The organism is Novosphingobium resinovorum (genome assembly GCF_001742225.1).
Taxonomy (GTDB): Bacteria; Pseudomonadota; Alphaproteobacteria; order Sphingomonadales; family Sphingomonadaceae; genus Novosphingobium; species Novosphingobium resinovorum_A.
Window position 1 is genome coordinate 2,798,569 of sequence record NZ_CP017075.1, and the last position, 18,427, is coordinate 2,816,995.

Genomic DNA, 18,427 nt, shown 5'->3' on the forward strand with positions numbered 1-18,427 from the left:
CCGTCATCCCCGCGAAGGCGGGGACCCAGCTGATTCTCGCGCAGCAGGCACTCTCGGGAGATGGATTCCCGCCTTCGCGGGAATGACAGTGATGGAGGTTCGGAAGAACCATTCTGGAAAATACGCTTTAGGCCAGCCTGCCCCTGATCACCCCCGGGACAGCGCCATCTCATTTTCCGCCGGTCGCGTTGGACCATGCCGCCATGGCCTGCTGAGCCTGCTCCGCCTGCGCCTGTTGCTGGGCGGCGGAGTCGGTGCCCGTATCGCCATTATCCGGCGTCGGAATGCTGCAATAGGCCGTTGCGAGCACTCCCGCCGACCACATCAGCGCATGCCAGCGGCTGCGAAAAACATGCGTGATCTTGGTGCCGAACATGCCGACCGGATAACAGCGGAAGGTTAAGACTCCGTGCTCGCCCTTTTCCCTTCGCTCGCAATGACGAATGAGGGCATCAGTCCTCCGTGCCTGCCTCGCGCTTGAGGTCGTAGAGGATTTCCAGCGCATCGCGCGGAGACAGCGCGTCGATGTCCATATCGCGTAGCTTGTCGCGCAAGGTATCGCACTCCTCCTCGCGGGTCGCCTCGGCGGCAGCGAAGAGCGGCAGGTCGCCGAGGCCCGCGGCGAGGCCGCCGGTTTCGGCGCGGCCCTTTTCCAGCTTCTCCAGCACCGACTTCGCCCGGCTGATGACCTTGGGCGGAACGCCCGCCAGCCGTGCTACGGCAAGACCGTAGCTGCGGTCCGCCGGACCCTCGGCCAGTTCGTGGAGGAGGACGAGATCGCCCTTCCACTCGCGCGCGCGGACGTGGTGGAGCGAGAGCGCCTCGCAGGTCTCGGCCAGCCGCGCCATCTCGTGGTAATGCGTGGCGAAGAGGCAGCGGCAGCGGTTGGTTTCATGCACCGCCTCGGCCACCGCCCATGCGAGGGCAAGTCCGTCATAGGTGGACGTGCCGCGCCCGACTTCGTCGAGGATCACAAAGCTGCGCTCCGAAGCCTGCGCGAGAATGGCGGCGGTTTCCACCATCTCGACCATGAAGGTCGAACGCCCCCGCGCGAGGTTGTCCGAGGCGCCGACGCGGCTGAACAGGCGATCGACCATGCCGATCCGCGCCGACTTGGCGGGCACGAAGCCGCCCGCCTGCGCGAGCAGCACGATCAGCGCGTTCTGGCGCAGGAAGGTGGACTTACCGCCCATGTTCGGGCCGCCGATCAGCCAGAGCCGGTCATGGCTGGCGAGGCGGCAGTCGTTCGCCACGAAGCGCTCGCCCTGCGCCTTAAGGGCTGCCTCGACCACCGGATGCCGCCCGCCCTCGATCTCCAGCGCAAGGCCGTCCACCACTTGCGGGCGGGTCCAGTTGCCCTCGGCGGCGCGTTCGGCCTGACCGGCGGCAACATCGATGCGGGCCAGCGCGGCGGCGGTGCGGGCGATCTCCCGCCGTGCGGCGACCGCTTCGGCCACCAGCTTCTCGAAATGTGCGTCCTCCGCCGCGAGGGCATGGCCACCCGCCTCGGTGATGCGCGCGGCTTCCTCGTGCAGCGCCAGCGCGTTGAAGCGCATCGCGCCTGCCATCGTCTGGCGGTGCGAGAAGCCGCTGTCGGGCTCCATCAGCCGGTCGGAATGCCGCTGGGCAACCTCGATGAAGTAGCCGAGCACGTTGTTATGCTTGATCTTGAGCGAGGCGACGCCGGTATCCTCGCGGTACTTGGCCTCCAGCGCAGCGATGGCGCGGCGGGCATTGCCCGACATCACGCGCAGCTCATCGAGCGAGGCGTCGTAGCCGCTGGCGATATAGCCGCCCTGCCCGCGTTCGGTCGGAGGCGTCTCCACCAGCGCGCGGGCGAAGTGATCGACCAGTGCGCCATGCCCGCCAAGATCGGGCAGTACGCGGTCCAGCAGCACCGGCAGGTCGTCCATCTGCCCCAGCCGATCGGCGATCCGGCGTGCACCGCTCAAGCCATCCCGCAACTGACCGAGATCGCGCGGAGAGCCGCGCCCCGCCACTACGCGACCGAGCGCGCGGCCCACGTCGGGCAGTGCCCGCAGCGCCGCGCGCATGTCCTCGCGCAGCAGCGCATCGCCGTGGAGCCATTCGACCAGTTCCAGCCGCTCGGCGATGGCCATGCGGTCGGTCAGCGGCGCGGAAAGATCGTCCGCCAGCTGGCGCGCGCCCGCGCCGGTCACGCAGCGGTCGATCGCGTCGATCAGGCTGCCCTTGCGTCCGCCGCTTGAGGCTTCGAGGATTTCGAGGCTGGCGCGCGTGGCTTCGTCCATGGCCAGCGCGGCGTCACTCGCGCGCGCCTCGGGCGGGAGCAGCAACGGCAGCTTGCCGCGCCCGACATGGTCGAGATAGGCGATCAGGCCCCCGGCGGCCGCCAGCATCGCCCGCGTGAAGGCCCCGAAGCCGTCTAGCGTGGCAACGCCGTGAACCAGCTTCAGCCGCTCCTCGCCGCCGTCGGAGGAGAATTCGTGGCCGCCGCGCCCGATGGCGCCATCGGGAGCCTGATCCCAGCCCTCGGGCACCACCAGCTCGCTCGCGCCCAGCCGGGCCATCGCCGCCGCCAGCCGCTCGGGCGCGCACTCTTCCAGTTCCATGCGGCCGGTGGAGATGTCGCAGGCCGCGATGCCAACGATCCCGCGAACTTCGCAGGCCGCCGCCAGCACATTGGCGCGGCGCGGCTCGAGCAGCGATTCCTCGGTCAGCGTGCCCGCCGTGACGAAGCGCACGATGCCGCGCGCGACCAGCGACTTGGAGGCGCGACCTTCCCTGCGGGCGCGCTCCTTGGCCTCTGCGGGGGTCTCGGTCTGCTCGGCGATGGCGACGCGGCAGCCTGCCTTGATGAGCCGCGCAAGATAGCCTTCGGCCGCGTGCACCGGCACCCCGCACATCGGGATCGGCTGGCCCAGATGCTCGCCGCGCGTGGTCAGCGCGATGTCGAGCACCTGGCTCGCCGTCTTCGCGTCCTCGAAGAACAGCTCGAAGAAGTCGCCCATGCGATAGAACAGCAGGCAGTCGCCTGCCTCTTCGCGCAGCGCAAGGTACTGCGCCATCATCGGAGTCGCGCCGGAAGTCATGCCAGCAGCGTTAGCGGCGCACCTGTCATTTTGGGAAGCGGGGTGGGACATCCTTTCCCCTATCGCGTCGCGATTTCATCCGTTAGGGCCTCTGGCAAATCTGGGGAGATCAAGCTTTGTCCGATAAGTCCAAGGTCCAGTTCACCGATCGCGAGGCGCTGTTCTACCACCAGACCCAGCGTCCGGGTAAGATCGAGATCATCGCCTCCAAGCCGATGGCCACCCAGCGCGACCTCAGCCTCGCGTATTCGCCGGGCGTCGCCGTGCCGGTGCAGGCCATCGCCGACGATCCCGCCACCGCCTACGACTACACCGCCAAGGGCAACCTCGTCGCGGTGATCTCGAACGGCACCGCGATCCTGGGCATGGGCAACCTCGGCGCGCTGGCGTCGAAGCCGGTGATGGAAGGCAAGGCGGTCCTGTTCAAGCGCTTCGCCGACGTCGATTCGATCGACATCGAACTCGCCAGCGAGGACACCGACGCGCTGATCGAGGCCATCGCGATGATGGAGCCCAGCTTCGGCGGCATCAACCTTGAAGACATCAAGGCGCCGGAATGCTTCATCATCGAGCAGACCCTGCGCGAACGCATGAACATCCCGGTCATGCACGACGACCAGCACGGCACCGCGATCATCGCGGCGGCGGGCCTCATCAACGCCTGCCTCATCACCGGCCGCAAGCTGGACGAGATCAAGGTCGTGGTGAACGGCGCGGGCGCCTCGGCGCTGGCCTGCACCTCGCTCATCAAGTCCATGGGCGTGAAGCATGAGAACGTCCTCGTCTGCGACACCAAGGGCGTGATCTATCCGGGCCGCGAGCGCGTGGACCAGTTCAAGTCCGCCCACGCCGTCTCGACCGACAAGCGCACGCTGACCGAAGCCCTCGTTGGCGCTGACGTCGTCCTCGGCCTCTCGGCCAAGGGCGCGATCACTCCCGAGATGGTCAAGTCGATGGCGCCCGAGCCGATCATCTTCGCGATGGCCAACCCGGACCCGGAGATCACCCCGCCCGACGCCAAGGCAGTGCGCCCCGACGCGATCGTCGCCACCGGCCGTTCGGATTACCCGAACCAGGTCAACAACGTGCTCGGCTTCCCCTTCATCTTCCGCGGCGCGCTCGACGTGCGGGCGACCGCGATCAACGAGGAGATGAAGATCGCCGCCGCCACCGCCATCGCCGAACTGGCGCGCGAGCAGGTCCACGAGGACGTCGCGGCGGCCTACGGCGGCGAGACGCAGCAGTTCGGCCGCGACTACATCATCCCCGCGCCGTTCGATCCGCGCCTGATGGAAGTGGTGCCGATGGCCGTGGCCAAGGCCGCGATGGATTCGGGCGTTGCCCAGAAGCCGATCGAGGACTTCGAAGCCTACCGCGACCAGCTCAAGGCCCGCCTCAACCCGACCACCTCGGTCCTCACCCGCGTCTACGAGCAGCTGAAAGCCAACCCCAAGCGCGTGATCTTCGCCGAGGCCGACAACGAAGTCGTCCTGCGCGCCGCGATCCAGTACCGCGACTTCGGCTACGGCGAGCCGATCCTGGTGGGCCGCACCCAGACCATCCTCGACCGGATGGCGGACCTCGGCGTGCCCAACCCCGAGAGCTTCCACATCGAGAACTCGATGGTGTCCGAGCACGTCCAGCCGATGGTGGAGATGCTCTACGACCGCTTGCAGCGCCGCGGCTTCCTGAAGCGCGACGTGCAGCGCATGTGCAACACCGACCGCAACATCTTCGCCTCCGGCCTGCTCAAGCTGGGCGTCGGCGATGCGATGGTGACGGGCATGACCCGGCCCTTCGCGCAGTCGATGAAGGAAGTGCGCCGCGTGCTCGACCCGGCCGAGGGCGAACTGCCCTGCGGCATTCACATGATGGTCGGCAAGAACCACACCGTCTTCATGGCCGACACCACCATCAACGAGCGCCCCACCGCCGAGGAACTGGTGGTCATCGCCAAGGAAACCGCCGCCGTCGCCCGCAAGCTGGGCCACGAACCGCGCGTCGCCTTCCTCAGCTACTCGACCTTCGGCAACCCTGCGGGCAAGTGGCTCGACGCCACGCGCGAGGCGATCCAGCTGCTTGACCAGCAGCAGGTCGACTTCGAATACGAGGGCGAGATGGCCCCCGACGCGGCGCTTAACCCCAAGATCATGGAACTCTACCCGTTCTGCCGCCTGTCCGCTCCGGCGAACGTGCTGGTCATGCCGGGCCTGCAGTCGGCCAACATCTCGGCCAAGCTGCTCAAGGAAATCGGCGGCACGACCTCGATCGGGCCGATGCTGCTGGGCATGGAAAAGCCGGTGCAGATCGTGCCGATGACCGCCATCGCGCCGGACGTTCTCACGCTGGCGGCGCTGGCGGCTGCGGGGATCACGGGCTGAATTTGAAGGGGAGCATGCAGGGGTTTACCACCCCTGCACCCCGTATACCGTCGAGGTCGTGCGCGAAGCGACGTCGTTCCGCCAAGGCTTCGTCGGGAGACTTATAAAGCCTGCGGCGCAATTCCGCTGGCATATCTCCACCCTCGTCATTGCGGGCGCAGCGACGACAGTATGGGGGTCTGGGGCGATGGCCCCAGGACTTCTACTTCCGCCTGTAACGGAAATACCAGACCTCATGCCCGTAAACCGTACGCGCCTTGTGCTCGTAGCGCGTCTGCGGCCAGCCGCCCGGGCGAACCTGAAAATCGCCGGGCTTCTCGCATAGCCATTCGAACTGTTCGGTATGCCGCTGCATCACCATCAGCGCATGGCGCAGGTAGATCGCGTGGTCGGTGCCGAAGCGGAACTCGCCGCCGGGCCTGAGCTTGGCGGCGAACATGTCGACCGGACCGTCGTTCATCATCCGGCGCTTGGCGTGGCGCGCCTTGGGCCAGGGGTCCGGGTGCAGCAGGTAGAGGAACGAGAGCGAGCCGTCCGGGATGCGCTCCAGCGCTTCCAGCGCATCGCCGTGATGGATGCGCACGTTGCCGATCGGCGGATGCGCGCCGTTGTCGCCGCTGACGTGGGTGAGCGCCTGCGCCACGCCGTTGAGGAACGGTTCGGCACCGATGAAGCCGTGATCGGGCAGCATGTCGGCGCGCTGCGCCATGTGCTCGCCGCCACCGAAACCGACCTCGAAGTGGAGCGGGCGATCGTCGCCGAACAGCACCTGCGCGGTGATCGGGCCTTCCTCGGGCATGGAGATACGCGGGAGCAGGTCGTCGACGAGGCTCTGCTGCGCAGCGCGCAGGGGTTTGCCCTTGGCGCGGCCGTAGAGGCGGTTGAGCGTGGTCGGATCGCCGGATTTGTAAGCCGTCATGGCGCGCGCCGATACACAAGGGGGGCGGGACTCGCAATCGGGCATAGTTGCGCGGCGCAACTTGGCGGACCGAAATGCGGATTGCCGAGCATGTGTCGCCCTGCTTTATCCCGGTCATGCTGCGCGCCATCTTCCTCCTTCTCGCCTGCCAGCTTGCGGGCGAAGCGATCCATCGCATCACGAGCCTGCCCCTGCCGGGCGCGGTCATCGGCATGGTCCTGCTGGTCGGATGGCTGGCGCTGGTCCCGCGCGAGCGGCCGACGCTGACCGTGGTGACCGGCTGGCTCACCGCGCACCTGTCCATCATGTTCGTCCCCGCCGCCGTCGGGCTGATCGAGGAAGGCCCGGTTCTTTCGCGGTACGGCGTGGGGCTGGTGACGGCCACGGTGGCCTCCACGCTGCTGACGCTGATCGTGACGGCGCTGGTATTCCGCTGGGCCTTCGTCCGGTTCGCGCCGGAGGGCGAGGCGTGAGCGATCCCGCACTGCTGGCGACCCCGCTGCTCTGGCTGACGGTCACGCTGGGCGTGTTCGAGGTCTTCGACTCCCTATCAAAGCGCTGCGACCGCCATCCGCTGCTGCATCCGGTGCTCTGGAGTACGCCGGTGCTGATCGCCTTGCTGCTGGCGAGCGGCACCTCCTACGAGACATACAAGGCCGCGACCTTCCCGGTCAGCTTCCTGCTCGGCCCGGCGGTCGTCGGGCTGGCGGTGCCGGTCTGGCGCGAGCGGGCACGCATTCGCCGGCTGGCCATACCGATCGTGCTGGCGCTGGGTGCGGGCGCGGTGACCTCGATCGTCAGCGCGGTCGGCGTGCTGGCGCTTTTCGGCGCGCCGCGCGAGATTCTCGCCTCGATCGCGCCGAGGGCGACCACCACGCCCGTCGCGATGGCGGTGGCGGGACAGCTTGGCGGCGTCCCGGCACTGGCGGCGGTGATCGTGCTGTTCGCGGGCGTCTTCGGCGCGATGGTCGCGACGCCGCTGCTCAATGCGCTGGGTCTGGGTGGCTACCGCGCGCGCGGCTTTGCCCTCGGCGTTGCCGCACACGGGATCGGCACCGCGCGGGCGTTTCAGGTGGACGCGACGGCTGGCGCGATGGCGAGTCTGGCGATGGCGCTCAATGCCGTGGTGACGGCGGCGCTGCTGTCGGTGGTGGCGCTGCTGGTTTAAGGGTGTGCCTTGCCGCCAGGGGCTTCGACAAGCTCAGCCCGAGCGGTTTTGAGAGCAGTTTTCCAAATCCCGCTCAGGCTGAGCTTGTCGAAGCCCCGGCGGCAAGGCCCGGCCGCTCACAAAACAACGGCCCGCCCCTCGAGAGGGCAGGCCGCCTTGGTTCCTGCAAGGGGTGCAGGGTAATCTGGCTTATGCCGCTTCGGCAGCCTCGTCCGGATCGCGCAGGACGTAGCCGCGGCCCCACACCGTCTCGATGTAGTTGGCGCCGCCGCAGGCATGCGCGAGCTTCTTGCGCAGCTTGCAGATGAAGACGTCGATGATTTTCAGTTCGGGCTCGTCCATGCCGCCGTAAAGGTGGTTGAGGAACATTTCCTTGGTCAGCGTGGTGCCCTTGCGCAGCGAGAGCAGTTCCAGCATCGCGTATTCCTTGCCGGTCAGGTGCACGCGGGCGCCATCGACCTCGACCGTCTTGGCGTCGAGGTTGGTGACCAGCTTGCCGGTGCGGATGACCGACTGCGAGTGGCCCTTGGAGCGGCGCACGACGGCGTGAATGCGGGCGATCAGTTCCTCGCGGTGGAACGGCTTGGTCACGTAGTCGTCCGCGCCGAAGCCGAACGAGCGGACCTTGCTGTCCATCTCAGAGATGCCCGACAGGATCAGCACCGGCGTCTGCACCTTGGCGACGCGCAGCTTCTTCAGCACGTCGTAGCCGTGCATGTCGGGCAGGTTGAGGTCGAGAAGGATGATGTCGTAGTCGTACAACTTGCCCAGATCGAGGCCTTCCTCGCCCAGATCGGTGGAGTAGACGTTGAATCCTTCCGCCGTCAGCATGAGCTCGATAGCCCGGGCCGTGGTCGGTTCATCCTCGATCAGCAGCACTCGCATGGGTCGGTTCCTTCTTGCCCCCGATGCCCGCGGCTGACGCAGCCTTTTGCGGACATTGCGTTGTATTAACCATATGACCAATGAAGGTTAAAGGTTAATTCGTCGTAAACGCCGGATTTTCCCTTAAGTATTTCAAACGTGGTTTCCGGCGTGACGGCGCGCGAACCGCGCCATTGCTCACCAGAACGGCGGACGGTGGTTAATGTTAAGGAAGCCGCGCAAGAAAATGCAAACGATTCGAGGCGGGCCGATTCTTAACCCGCCACGGCCTTCGCTACCTGCATCGGCTGACGGCCACGGCGCACGCGTTCCGCCGGGCGGTCGATGCGCTTGAGGTAGCTCCACAGCCCGCACTGCAGCCCGATCAGCATCAGGATGAACGGCTGGAAGGCGATGCCGACGAACAGCGAGCCGATCATGTAGACGACCTGCGCCAGTTGCAGCGCCACCGCGAGCGGTGCGGCCCAGGCTTCGTCAGGCTCCTTGCGATTCTTCCAGCGACGGCGGATCATCTCCATCTGCACCACGCCCGAAAGCTGCAGCAGCAGCCACAGCGCGAAGCCGGGGATGCCCTGCTCGCCCAGCATCTCGAAGTAGCTGGAGTGGAACGCGCGGCCGGTCTCGACGACGGGGGTGCGGGTGATCGTCACGTTGCTGCCGGTGGTCTGGCTGGAGACGGTGTCGTAGGCGACCTTGCTGGACAGGTAGACCTCGAAGCCGCCGCCCATCGGATGGTCCTTCACATAGCCCAGCGTCCACTTCCACACGCCGATTCGGGTGCTGGCGGACTGGTCGGACTTGTGGTCCTCGATCGTGTTCATGCGCTGCATGTAGGATTGCGGCAGAAACGGCACGACTACCACCAGCGCCAAAGCCATGCCCGCCGAGATCAGCACCCGATTCTTCGCCGTGCGCAGATAGAGTCCGAACAGGATCGCCAGGCAGACGAGGCCGGTGCGCGCCTGCGTGCCGATCGGGATCAGCGAGCAGGCGAAGATCAGCGCGCCGGTGAACAGCCAGACCTTCCAGTCGGGCGGAAAGATCGTGCCATATCGCGCCAGCCACACCGCCACCGGAATCAGCGCGATGGCGACGCAGGAGATGATCGAGCCTTCGTAGAGCCCGGTGTTGTTCTCCACGAAGATGATGAGGCTGCCGTAGCCGCCGCCGCCCATCGCCGTCTTGAGCCCGCCGTCGATGATCAGCGCGCTCGCCGAAAGCACCATCGCCAGCGCCACCGCCTCGATTCGCAGGCGCGTGCGCAAGGTCAGCGGCAGGAACAGCGCGAAGACCAGTGCCTTCCACACCCACGACCACTTGGTCAGCGCTTCCTCGGGATAGTCGGCCGTGAACGTGGTCATGGCGCAATAGAGAAGCAGCACCCCGATCAGGCCCTGCCGCCAGCTGAAACGCGAATCGCGCTTGTCATCGAACACCAGCCAGCCGAGGAACGCCGCCGAAAAGGCGATCAGCGAGATCGGCAGGCGCGTCAGGAAACCCCACGAGATGATCTGCGGCGCGACGATGTCGACGTAGAGGTAGCACAGCACCCAGAGGAACGGCCGCTTGAAGCCGAGCAGCATCATCGCCGCGAAAAAGCCGGTCAGCGCGAGGTTAAGCATCGCCGTGCTCCTCCTCTTCACCCGCCGCCCGATTGACGCGCATCGGCGTTGCGGGCTTGCGGCCCGAGCGGGCCTGCGAATCGGTCCCTTCCGAATCGAGGTCTGACCGCCACAGCAAGCGCCATGCGGCGAGCAGCAGCAGTCCGTGCGATATGGCAAGGGCAAGGATGTCGACCATCGACAGCCGCGTTAGCAGCGCCAAGTTGACGGCGCGTTAAGCGTTCCCCGCTAGGAAATGCAGCTTATGACCCGCATTCTTCACGTGCTCGACCATTCGCTGCCGATCCACAGCGGCTATACTTTCCGCACGCGCGCGATCCTGAAAGCGCAGCAGGCGCTGGGCCTCGACGTGCGCGGCGTGACCGGCCCGCGCTATAACGAGGGCGACGAGGTGGTCGAGGAACACGAGGGACTCCTGTTCCACCGCGTCGGCAGTAAGGTTTCAGGCCCTCCGGTCGTGCGCGAGTGGCGTGAGATCGCCCTGTTCGCGGCGGGAATCGAGAAGGTGGTGCAGCAGTGGCGTCCCGACGTCATCCACGCCCATTCGCCGGTCCTGTGCGGACAGGCCGCGCTCAAGGTCGCCCGCAAGTACGGCATTCCCCTCGTCTACGAGATTCGCGCTTTCTGGGAGGACGCCGCCGTCGGCAACGGCACCGGCAGCGAGGGTTCGCTCAAATACCGCCTCACCCATGCGCTCGAAACGCATGTGGTGCGCAAGGCCGACGCGGTGGTGACGATCTGCGAGGGGCTGCGCGCCGACCTCGCCACGCGCGGGATTCCCGAGGACAAGATCACCGTCATGCCCAATGGCGTCGACCTTGCCCTGTTCGGCACGCCGCTGCCGCGTGACGAGGCGTTTGCCGCGCAGCTCGGCTTCGACGGCCCCGTGATCGGTTTCATCGGCAGCTTCTATGACTACGAAGGACTCGACGTCCTGATCGACGCGATGCCCGCTCTCGTTGCCCGCCAGCCGCGCGCCAAGCTGCTGATGGTCGGCGGCGGCCCGCGCGAGGAGGCCCTGCGCGCACAGGCGGCAGCCTCGCCCGCAGCCGGGGCCATCCACTTCGTCGGCCGCGTTCCGCACCACGAGGTGGACCGCTACTACGCGCTGTGCGACGTCATGGCCTACCCGCGCAAGAAGAGCCGCCTGACCGACCTCGTCACGCCGCTGAAACCCCTCGAGGCGATGGCACAGGGCAAGCTCGTCGCTGCCAGCGACGTGGGCGGCCACCGCGAGCTTGTCACCGACGGCTTGACCGGAGTGCTGTTCACCCCCGACGATGCATCCGCCTGCGCCGAGTCGCTGGCACGGCTGCTCAATGCCCGTGACGAGTGGGAATCCTACCGGATTGCGGGCCGCAAGCACGTGGAAACCCGGCACGATTGGGCCGAGAATGCCCGTCGTTATCCTCTCGTTTACCAAATGCTGGCAGCAAAGACCGATCAAGCAGGGCTGGGAGCCGCCGCGTGAGCACAGGTCCCGGTTCAAGACATAAGGGTAATGCAGTGGCCGACACCAAGCTCACCATCGAGAGCGGCACCGAGGGCGCGGGCGCCAACGCGGGAACCGGCGGACAGCCGATCACGCGCCACCCGCTGTTCCCGGCGATCGTCGCACTGTGGTTCGGCGCGCTCGCCGGGCTCGGCAGCGTGATCGTCAGCTCCTCGACGATCGAGGGACTGGTGCTGGCGCTTGGCATCGACAAGGTGATCCCGATGGCCGCGCCGCCGCTCGGCACGACGATGCGCATCCTGCTGGCGCTCGGCATGACCGGCCTCGGCGCTGCGATCGGCGGCCTGATCGCCCGGCGCATCGCCCGCCCCGCCGCCCTGCCTGCAACCGACGCCGCCGAAGGCGATGAGATCGAGCAGGCCGCCGCCGCACCCGCACCGACCGCGCGTCGCCGCCGTGCCCTCGCCATCGAGCCCGAAGCAGCCCCCGTCGCCGAAGAGCACGCACCGCTGCCCGGCGCACCGACCGACCCTCGCATCCTCAACGTCGCCGATTTCGACATCGACAGCTTCGACGAAGGCCACGACCAGCCCGTGTTCCGTCGCCCGGTGGAAGCCGCCGCCATCGACAGCACCGCCGACGATGCCGACGAGGACGACAACCTGCCTGCATGGCTCGATGCCGAAACCGCCTGGCGCGAGCCCGAATCGACGTTCGGCGCCGATCGCGGCGTGTTCACGACGCCTCCCGGCGCACAGATATTCAAGGCCGAACTCGACGCCGCCGAGGAGGCCGCTCGCGAACCCGTCGAAGCGCCCGTCGGCAGCCGTCTGTTCGAAGCCTATTCACGTGAATTCTCGCCCCGCAGCGACGTAAAGGCCGATGCGGTGCCGGAAACGGTCGAAGAGCCTCTGGCCGGCGCCACTTCCAGCCTCGAAAGGGCCGCACCCGGCTTCAAGCTGCTGCCGCGCCTGCCGCAAGGCGACTGGCGCGCGCCCGAGGCCGAACTCGAAGCGGAAGAAGCGCCTGCGTGGTCCGTACCGGCCTTCGCGGCACCTGCTGCGGAAGAATCGCCTTCTGACGAAGCGCCCTCCGGCATCGAGATCGTCGCTTTCCACGAAGAGCCCGCGCCCTTCGCGGCTCCCTTCGAAGCGGAACCGGAGGCTCCGGCCGAAACTTTCGTTGATGCCGTGGAGGAACCGCGGTCGAGCGCCCGCATCGCCGATGCCGACCTCGGCTCGCTGTCGCAGGTCGAACTGCTCGAACGCCTCGCGCTCGCCATGGAGCGCCGCCGCGAGGATGCGCGCCGCGCCGCCGAGGCAGCCGTCGTGATCCCGCAGGCCATCGTCACGCCATTCGCCGCGCCGATCGTCGAGGCTGAGCCCGAAGCGCAGGACGGTTACGTAGACGCTCATCCGCCGGAACCCGCCCCGTCGTGGCCCGCCGCCGTACCCAGCGCGCTGCGCCCGATCGCGCTCGATCCGATCGACGATGCCGTCGAGCCGCTGGAAGGCTTTACCGCGCCCCGCCACATCGGCCTCACCTCGAGCGAAGAGCGCCCGGGCTTTGACGAGCGCTTCGACCCGCACGCGGCCATCCCCTTCCCCAGCAGCCCGTTCCCGCACACCGCCTTCGAGGCGGAACCGGAAGCCGCTGAAGACGAGGAAGAGGATTCGGTCCTGCAGCAGGGCTATGCCTCGCTGTTCAACCTTTCGCGCCACGCAGCCGTCCGCAAGCCGTTCCTCCAGTTCGGCGACCCCGACGAGGCAGGCGACGAGATCGCCCATGCCACCCCGGTGGAATCCGCCGAGGAAATCCAGGAGGAAAGCCAGGAAGCCGCGCCGTTCGGCCGCCCGGTCCTTCTCCCCAACCCCACCGGCGAAGCTCCGGCGGACTATGAGGAGCGGCCCTTCGACGCCCCGCGCAACGACCCGGAGGCCACCGAACGCGCCCTGCGCGCGGCGCTCGCCACGCTGCAGCGCATGAGCGGAGCGGCCTGAAACCGCCCCTCGACCACCTCAAGCGGATTCGAAAACCCCCATACGGCGCAATCCGGGCGGGGTTTTTGATAATAAAATGCCGAGAAATCCGTCATCCACGCCATCTTGCTGCGCAGCTAGCCGTGTTCGCCATTGCAAAACGGTCCCTGAATCGTCATGGGGACCGTGGGGTCACTATGCCGCGTGGGGTCGTTCGTACGATTCGGTGCGAATCCGCAGGCATGCCCAGTGATCCCCTGCCAAATGGCGCCAAAAAAACACAGGATGGGTTTATATCGATGGGATTTCCTAAGCCCCAGGGCCTCTATGACGCGCGCAATGAACACGACGCCTGCGGTGTGGGCTTCGTCGCCCATATCAAGGGCCAGAAAAACCACGCGATCATTACCCAGGCTCTGGAGATTCTGAAAAACATCGACCACCGCGGTGCGGTGGGCGCCGACCCCTTGCTGGGCGACGGCGCGGGCATCCTGACCCAGATTCCCGACCAGCTGCTGCGCACCTGGGCCACTTCCGAGGGCCTCGAACTGCCGCAGGCGGGCGACTACGCGGTCGCCATGTGCTTCCTGCCGCAGGACGATGCCGCGCGCGAGATGATCGTCTCGATCTTCGAGAAGTTCATCAAGAAGGAAGGCCAGCACCTGATCGGCTGGCGCGACGTGCCCGTCACGCTCGACGGCCTCGGCAAGACCGTGCTCGAATCGATGCCGGTCATCCGCCAGTGCATCGTCGGGCGCGGTGAAAGCTGCGCCGACCAGAACGCCTTCGAGCGCAAGATCCTCGCGATCCGCAAGCAGACCCAGAACCCGCTGGCGGCGCTGGCCGAGAAGCATGACATGCCGGGGCTCACCGAGCTTTATATGCCCAGCTTCTCGACCCGCACGATCGTCTACAAGGGCCTGCTGCTGGCGACCCAGGTGGGCTCGTTCTACGACGACCTGCGCAACCCGGAATTCGTCTCGGCCCTCGGCCTCGTGCACCAGCGCTTCTCGACGAACACCTTCCCGAGCTGGAAGCTGGCGCACCCGTTCCGCTTCATGGCGCACAACGGCGAGATCAACACGGTTCGCGGCAACGTGAACTGGATGAACGCGCGCCGCCGCACCATGGAATCGGAGCTGCTCGGCGCCGATCTCGACAAGATGTGGCCGCTGATCCCGCACGGCCAGTCTGACACCGCGTGCCTCGACAACGCGCTCGAACTGCTGATCGCGGGCGGATACTCCATGGTTCACGCCATGATGATCCTGGTGCCCGAGGCATGGGCCGGCAACCCGCTGATGACCCCGGAACGCCGCGCGTTCTACGAATACCACGCCGCGCTGATGGAGCCGTGGGACGGCCCGGCCGCCGTCGCCTTCACCGATGGCCGCCAGATCGGCGCCACGCTGGACCGCAACGGGTTGCGCCCCGCGCGCTTCCTCGTCACCGACGACGACTTGTGCGTCATGGCGTCCGAGAGCGGCGTCCTTCCGATCAAGGAAGACAACATCGTGCGCAAGTGGCGTCTCCAGCCCGGCCGCATGCTGCTGATCGACTTCGAGGAAGGCCGCATCATCGAGGACGAGGAGATCAAGACCAAGCTGGCCGAGGCCGAGCCCTACGAAGAGTGGCTCGATCGCACGCAGTACAAGCTGGCCGATCTCGATGTGATCGAACCCGAACTGGCCGAGCTGCCCAAGCCCACCGGCACGCTGCTCGATCGCCAGCAGGCGTTCGGCTACACGCAGGAAGACACCACCCGCTTCCTCGAACCGATGGCCGTCAACGCCGACGATCCGCTCGGCTCGATGGGCACCGACACGCCGATCCCGGTGCTGTCGCACAAGTCGCGCCTGCTCTACGACTACTTCAAGCAGAACTTCGCGCAGGTCACCAACCCGCCGATCGACCCGATCCGCGAGGAACTGGTGATGAGCCTGGTCACCATGATCGGCCCGCGCCCGAACCTGCTGGGTCATGACGCCGGCACGCACAAGCGCCTCGAAGTCAGCCAGCCGATCCTGACCGACCTCGGCCTTGCCAAGATCCGCTCAGTGGAGGCCGCGCTCGACGGCGCGTTCCGCACCGGCACCATCGACATGACCTGGGACGCCAAGACCGGCGCCGCCGGGCTTGAGCTGGCGATCAAGGAAATGTGCTGGGCCGCGACCGAAGCGGTGCTGGCGGACAAGAACATCCTGATACTGTCCGACCGCAGCGTCGGCCCGGACCGGATCGCCATGCCCGCGCTGCTGGCGACGGCGGCGGTCCACCACCACCTCGTCCGTCAGGGCCTGCGCATGCAGACCGGCCTTGTCGTCGAAACCGGCGAAGCGCGCGAAGTGCACCACTTCTGCGCTCTGGCAGGCTACGGCGCCGAAGCGATCAACCCCTACCTCGCGCTCGAAACCATCGAGGAAATGCGGGTCCGCAAGAACCTGCCGGTCTCGGCCGAGCAGGCGGCGAAGAACTACGTCTACGCCATCGGCAAGGGCATCCGTAAGGTGATGTCCAAGATGGGCATCTCGACCTACCAGTCGTACTGCGGCGCGCAGATCTTCGACGCCGTCGGCCTGTCCACCGCGTTCGTCGACAAGTACTTTTCCGGCACCGCCACCACCATCGAGGGTGCGGGCCTTGCCGAGATCGCGGAAGAAACCGTGCGCCGCCACGATGCGGCTTACGGTGACAACCCGGTCTTCAAGAACATGCTCGACGTGGGCGGCATCTACGGATCGCGCGTGCGCGGCGAGGAACATGCCTGGACCAGCGAGAACATCGGCCTGCTCCAGCACGCCGTGCGCGGCAACGTGCCTGAAAAGTACCGCGCCTTCGCGCAGACCATCAACGACCAGTCGGAGCGCATGCTCACGATCCGCGGCCTGATGGACTTCGTGCCCGGCCAGTCGATCCACATCGACGACGTCGAGCCCGCGAGCGAGATCGTGAAGCGCTTCGCCACCGGCGCAATGAGCTACGGCTCGATCAGCTGGGAAGCACACACCACGCTGGCCGTGGCGATGAACCGCATCGGCGGCAAGTCGAACACCGGCGAAGGCGGCGAGGATCCCAAGCGCTTCAAGCCGCTGGACAACGGCGACACCATGCGCTCGTCGATCAAGCAGGTCGCCTCGGGCCGCTTCGGCGTCACCACCGAGTACCTGGTCAACGCCGACGACATCCAGATCAAGATGGCGCAGGGCGCGAAGCCCGGCGAAGGCGGCCAGCTGCCGGGCGACAAGGTAGACAAGACCATCGGCGCGACCCGTCACTCGACCCCGGGCGTCGGCCTGATCTCGCCGCCGCCGCACCACGACATCTACTCGATCGAAGACATCGCGCAGCTTATTCACGATCTCAAGAACGTGAACCCGACCAGCCGCGTCTCGGTCAAGCTGGTGTCCGAAGTGGGCGTGGGCACCGTGGCTGCGGGCGTCTCCAAGGCGCGCGCGGACCACATCACGATCTCGGGCTACGAAGGCGGCACCGGCGCTTCGCCGCTGACCTCGCTGACGCACGCGGGTTCGCCCTGGGAAATCGGCCTTGCCGAAACCCAGCAGACCCTGCTGCTCAACAACCTGCGCAGCCGCGTGGTGGTCCAGGCCGACGGCGGCCTGCGCACCGGCCGTGACGTCGCGGTTGCGGCGCTGCTCGGCGCCGAGGAGTTCGGCTTCGCCACCGCACCGCTGATCGCGGCGGGCTGCATCATGATGCGCAAGTGCCACCTCAACACCTGCCCGGTGGGCGTGGCCACGCAGAACCCTGTGCTGCGCGCGCGCTTCACCGGCCAGCCCGAGCACGTCATCAACTACTTCTTCTTCGTGGCAGAGGAACTGCGCGCGATCATGGCCGAACTCGGCTTCCGCACCATCCCCGAGATGGTCGGCCGCGTCGATCGCCTCGACATGAAGAAGGCGATCAGCCACTGGAAGGCCAAGGGCGTCGATCTCTCCAAGGTGCTCTACCAGGCACCGCTGGGCGACGGCCCCTCGCTGGGCTGGAGCGAAGTGCAGGACCACGGCCTCGAACACGCGCTGGATAACGCGCTGATCGAGGGCGCTGCCGATGCTCTGGAAAAGCGCGAAGCCGTCCGCATCGAAAAGCCCGTCATCAACGTCAACCGCACGGTCGGCGCGATGCTCTCGGGTGAAGTGGCGCGTCGCTACGGCCATGACGGCCTGCCCGACAACACGATCAACGTGAAGCTCACCGGCGTCGCCGGCCAGAGCTTCGCCGCCTGGCTTGCCCACGGCGTCACGCTCGACCTGACCGGCGATGCCAACGACTATGTCGGCAAGGGCCTGTCGGGCGGCCGCGTGATCGTGCGCCAGCCGAGTCACGTGAACCGTGACCCGCTCAAGAACATCATCGTCGGCAACACCGTGCTTTACGGCGCGATTTCCGGTGAGGCGTTCTTCAACGGCGTCGGGGGCGAGCGCTTCGCGGTCCGCAACTCGGGCGCGATCGCGGTCGTCGAAGGCTGCGGCGACCATGGCTGCGAGTACATGACCGGCGGCGTCGTGATGGTGCTGGGCAAGACCGGCCGCAACTTCGCGGCAGGCATGTCGGGCGGCATCGCCTACGTCTACGACGAGGACGGCGAGTTCGCGAAGCTGGTCAACCCCTCGATGGTGGACCTGCAGCCGATCTCGGCCGAAGCCGACGAGGACGAAGGCACGGGTCGTCCCCAGCAGCGCACCGTCTCGGTCCGCGACCTGGGTATGGGCGACATGCTGCGCCACGATGCGGAGCGCCTGCGCATCCTGCTCGAACGCCACCACCTGCACACCGGCTCGAAGCGAGCCCGCGCATTGCTCGACGACTGGGCAACTACGCTGGGCAAGTTCGTCAAGGTGATGCCGCGCGACTTCGCGAAGGCCCTGCGCCAGCAGGAAGCCGAACGCCTCGAAGCCGCCTCGGTCGCAGCAGAATAAGATTTAGGAACG

At 66.9% G+C, this 18,427-nt stretch carries 12 protein-coding genes; 6 read left to right on the forward strand and 6 right to left on the reverse strand.

Features of this window, described 5'->3' with window-relative positions:
* Positions 1-169: 169 nt before the first annotated feature.
* Together BES08_RS13090 and mutS are read right to left on the reverse strand one after the other, a co-directional pair.
* Positions 170-376 carry a hypothetical protein gene (locus BES08_RS13090; RefSeq protein WP_008832466.1) on the reverse strand — a complete coding sequence of 69 codons (207 nt, stop codon included), beginning with the start codon at positions 374-376 and terminating at the stop codon, positions 170-172.
* A gap of 76 nt (positions 377-452) precedes the next feature.
* Complete coding sequence (gene mutS / locus BES08_RS13095) at positions 453-3,071, reverse strand: DNA mismatch repair protein MutS (protein ID WP_197524377.1); 2,619 nt, start codon at positions 3,069-3,071, stop codon at positions 453-455.
* Between the two features lie 116 nt (positions 3,072-3,187).
* Here mutS and BES08_RS13100 point away from each other — a divergent pair, with 116 nt between their 5' ends.
* Positions 3,188-5,452 carry an NADP-dependent malic enzyme gene (locus tag BES08_RS13100; RefSeq protein ID WP_069708559.1) on the forward strand — a complete coding sequence of 755 codons (2,265 nt, stop codon included), beginning with the start codon at positions 3,188-3,190 and terminating at the stop codon, positions 5,450-5,452.
* A 202-nt stretch (positions 5,453-5,654) separates the two neighbouring features.
* Here BES08_RS13100 and trmB read toward each other — a convergent pair whose 3' ends face one another.
* A complete protein-coding gene (trmB, locus tag BES08_RS13105; RefSeq protein WP_069708560.1) occupies positions 5,655-6,371 on the reverse strand; it encodes a tRNA (guanine(46)-N(7))-methyltransferase TrmB in 717 nt (238 codons plus the stop codon).
* Between the two features lie 74 nt (positions 6,372-6,445).
* Here trmB and BES08_RS13110 point away from each other — a divergent pair, with 74 nt between their 5' ends.
* Together BES08_RS13110 and BES08_RS13115 are read left to right on the forward strand one after the other, a co-directional pair.
* Positions 6,446-6,844 carry a CidA/LrgA family protein gene (locus BES08_RS13110; RefSeq protein ID WP_338043840.1) on the forward strand — a complete coding sequence of 133 codons (399 nt, stop codon included), beginning with the start codon at positions 6,446-6,448 and terminating at the stop codon, positions 6,842-6,844.
* Positions 6,841-7,539, forward strand: a complete 699-nt coding sequence (locus tag BES08_RS13115; RefSeq protein WP_069708562.1) for an LrgB family protein — start codon at positions 6,841-6,843, stop codon at positions 7,537-7,539. The genes BES08_RS13110 and BES08_RS13115 overlap by 4 nt, the downstream gene beginning before the upstream one ends.
* A 189-nt stretch (positions 7,540-7,728) precedes the next feature.
* Here the strand turns inward: BES08_RS13115 and ctrA are convergent, their stop codons facing one another.
* The 3 genes from ctrA to BES08_RS13130 all read right to left on the reverse strand — a co-directional run bounded on the left by ctrA (position 7,729) and on the right by BES08_RS13130 (position 10,248).
* Entirely contained in the window at positions 7,729-8,424 is a 696-nt protein-coding gene (gene ctrA, locus BES08_RS13120; RefSeq protein ID WP_008832472.1) for a response regulator transcription factor CtrA, read from the reverse strand.
* Positions 8,425-8,678: 254 nt separating this feature from the next.
* Positions 8,679-10,046 (reverse strand): putative O-glycosylation ligase, exosortase A system-associated, encoded by a 1,368-nt coding sequence (locus BES08_RS13125; RefSeq protein ID WP_069708563.1) that lies wholly within the window; start codon positions 10,044-10,046, stop codon positions 8,679-8,681.
* A complete protein-coding gene (locus BES08_RS13130) occupies positions 10,039-10,248 on the reverse strand; it encodes a hypothetical protein (RefSeq protein ID WP_083274672.1) in 210 nt (69 codons plus the stop codon). Before BES08_RS13130 ends, BES08_RS13125 begins: the two co-directional genes overlap by 8 nt.
* Before the next feature lie 42 nt (positions 10,249-10,290).
* On the opposite strand from BES08_RS13130, the gene BES08_RS13135 reads away from it, so the two are divergent.
* From BES08_RS13135 to gltB, 3 genes are all read left to right on the forward strand, one after another.
* On the forward strand, positions 10,291-11,517 hold the full coding sequence (locus BES08_RS13135) for a TIGR04063 family PEP-CTERM/XrtA system glycosyltransferase (protein WP_069708564.1): 1,227 nt from the start codon (positions 10,291-10,293) through the stop codon (positions 11,515-11,517).
* Positions 11,518-11,552: 35 nt separating this feature from the next.
* A complete protein-coding gene (locus tag BES08_RS13140; protein ID WP_069708565.1) occupies positions 11,553-13,499 on the forward strand; it encodes a hypothetical protein in 1,947 nt (648 codons plus the stop codon).
* Positions 13,500-13,777: 278 nt separating this feature from the next.
* Complete coding sequence (gene gltB, locus BES08_RS13145) at positions 13,778-18,415, forward strand: glutamate synthase large subunit (RefSeq protein ID WP_069708566.1); 4,638 nt, start codon at positions 13,778-13,780, stop codon at positions 18,413-18,415.
* Positions 18,416-18,427: the final 12 nt, after the last annotated feature.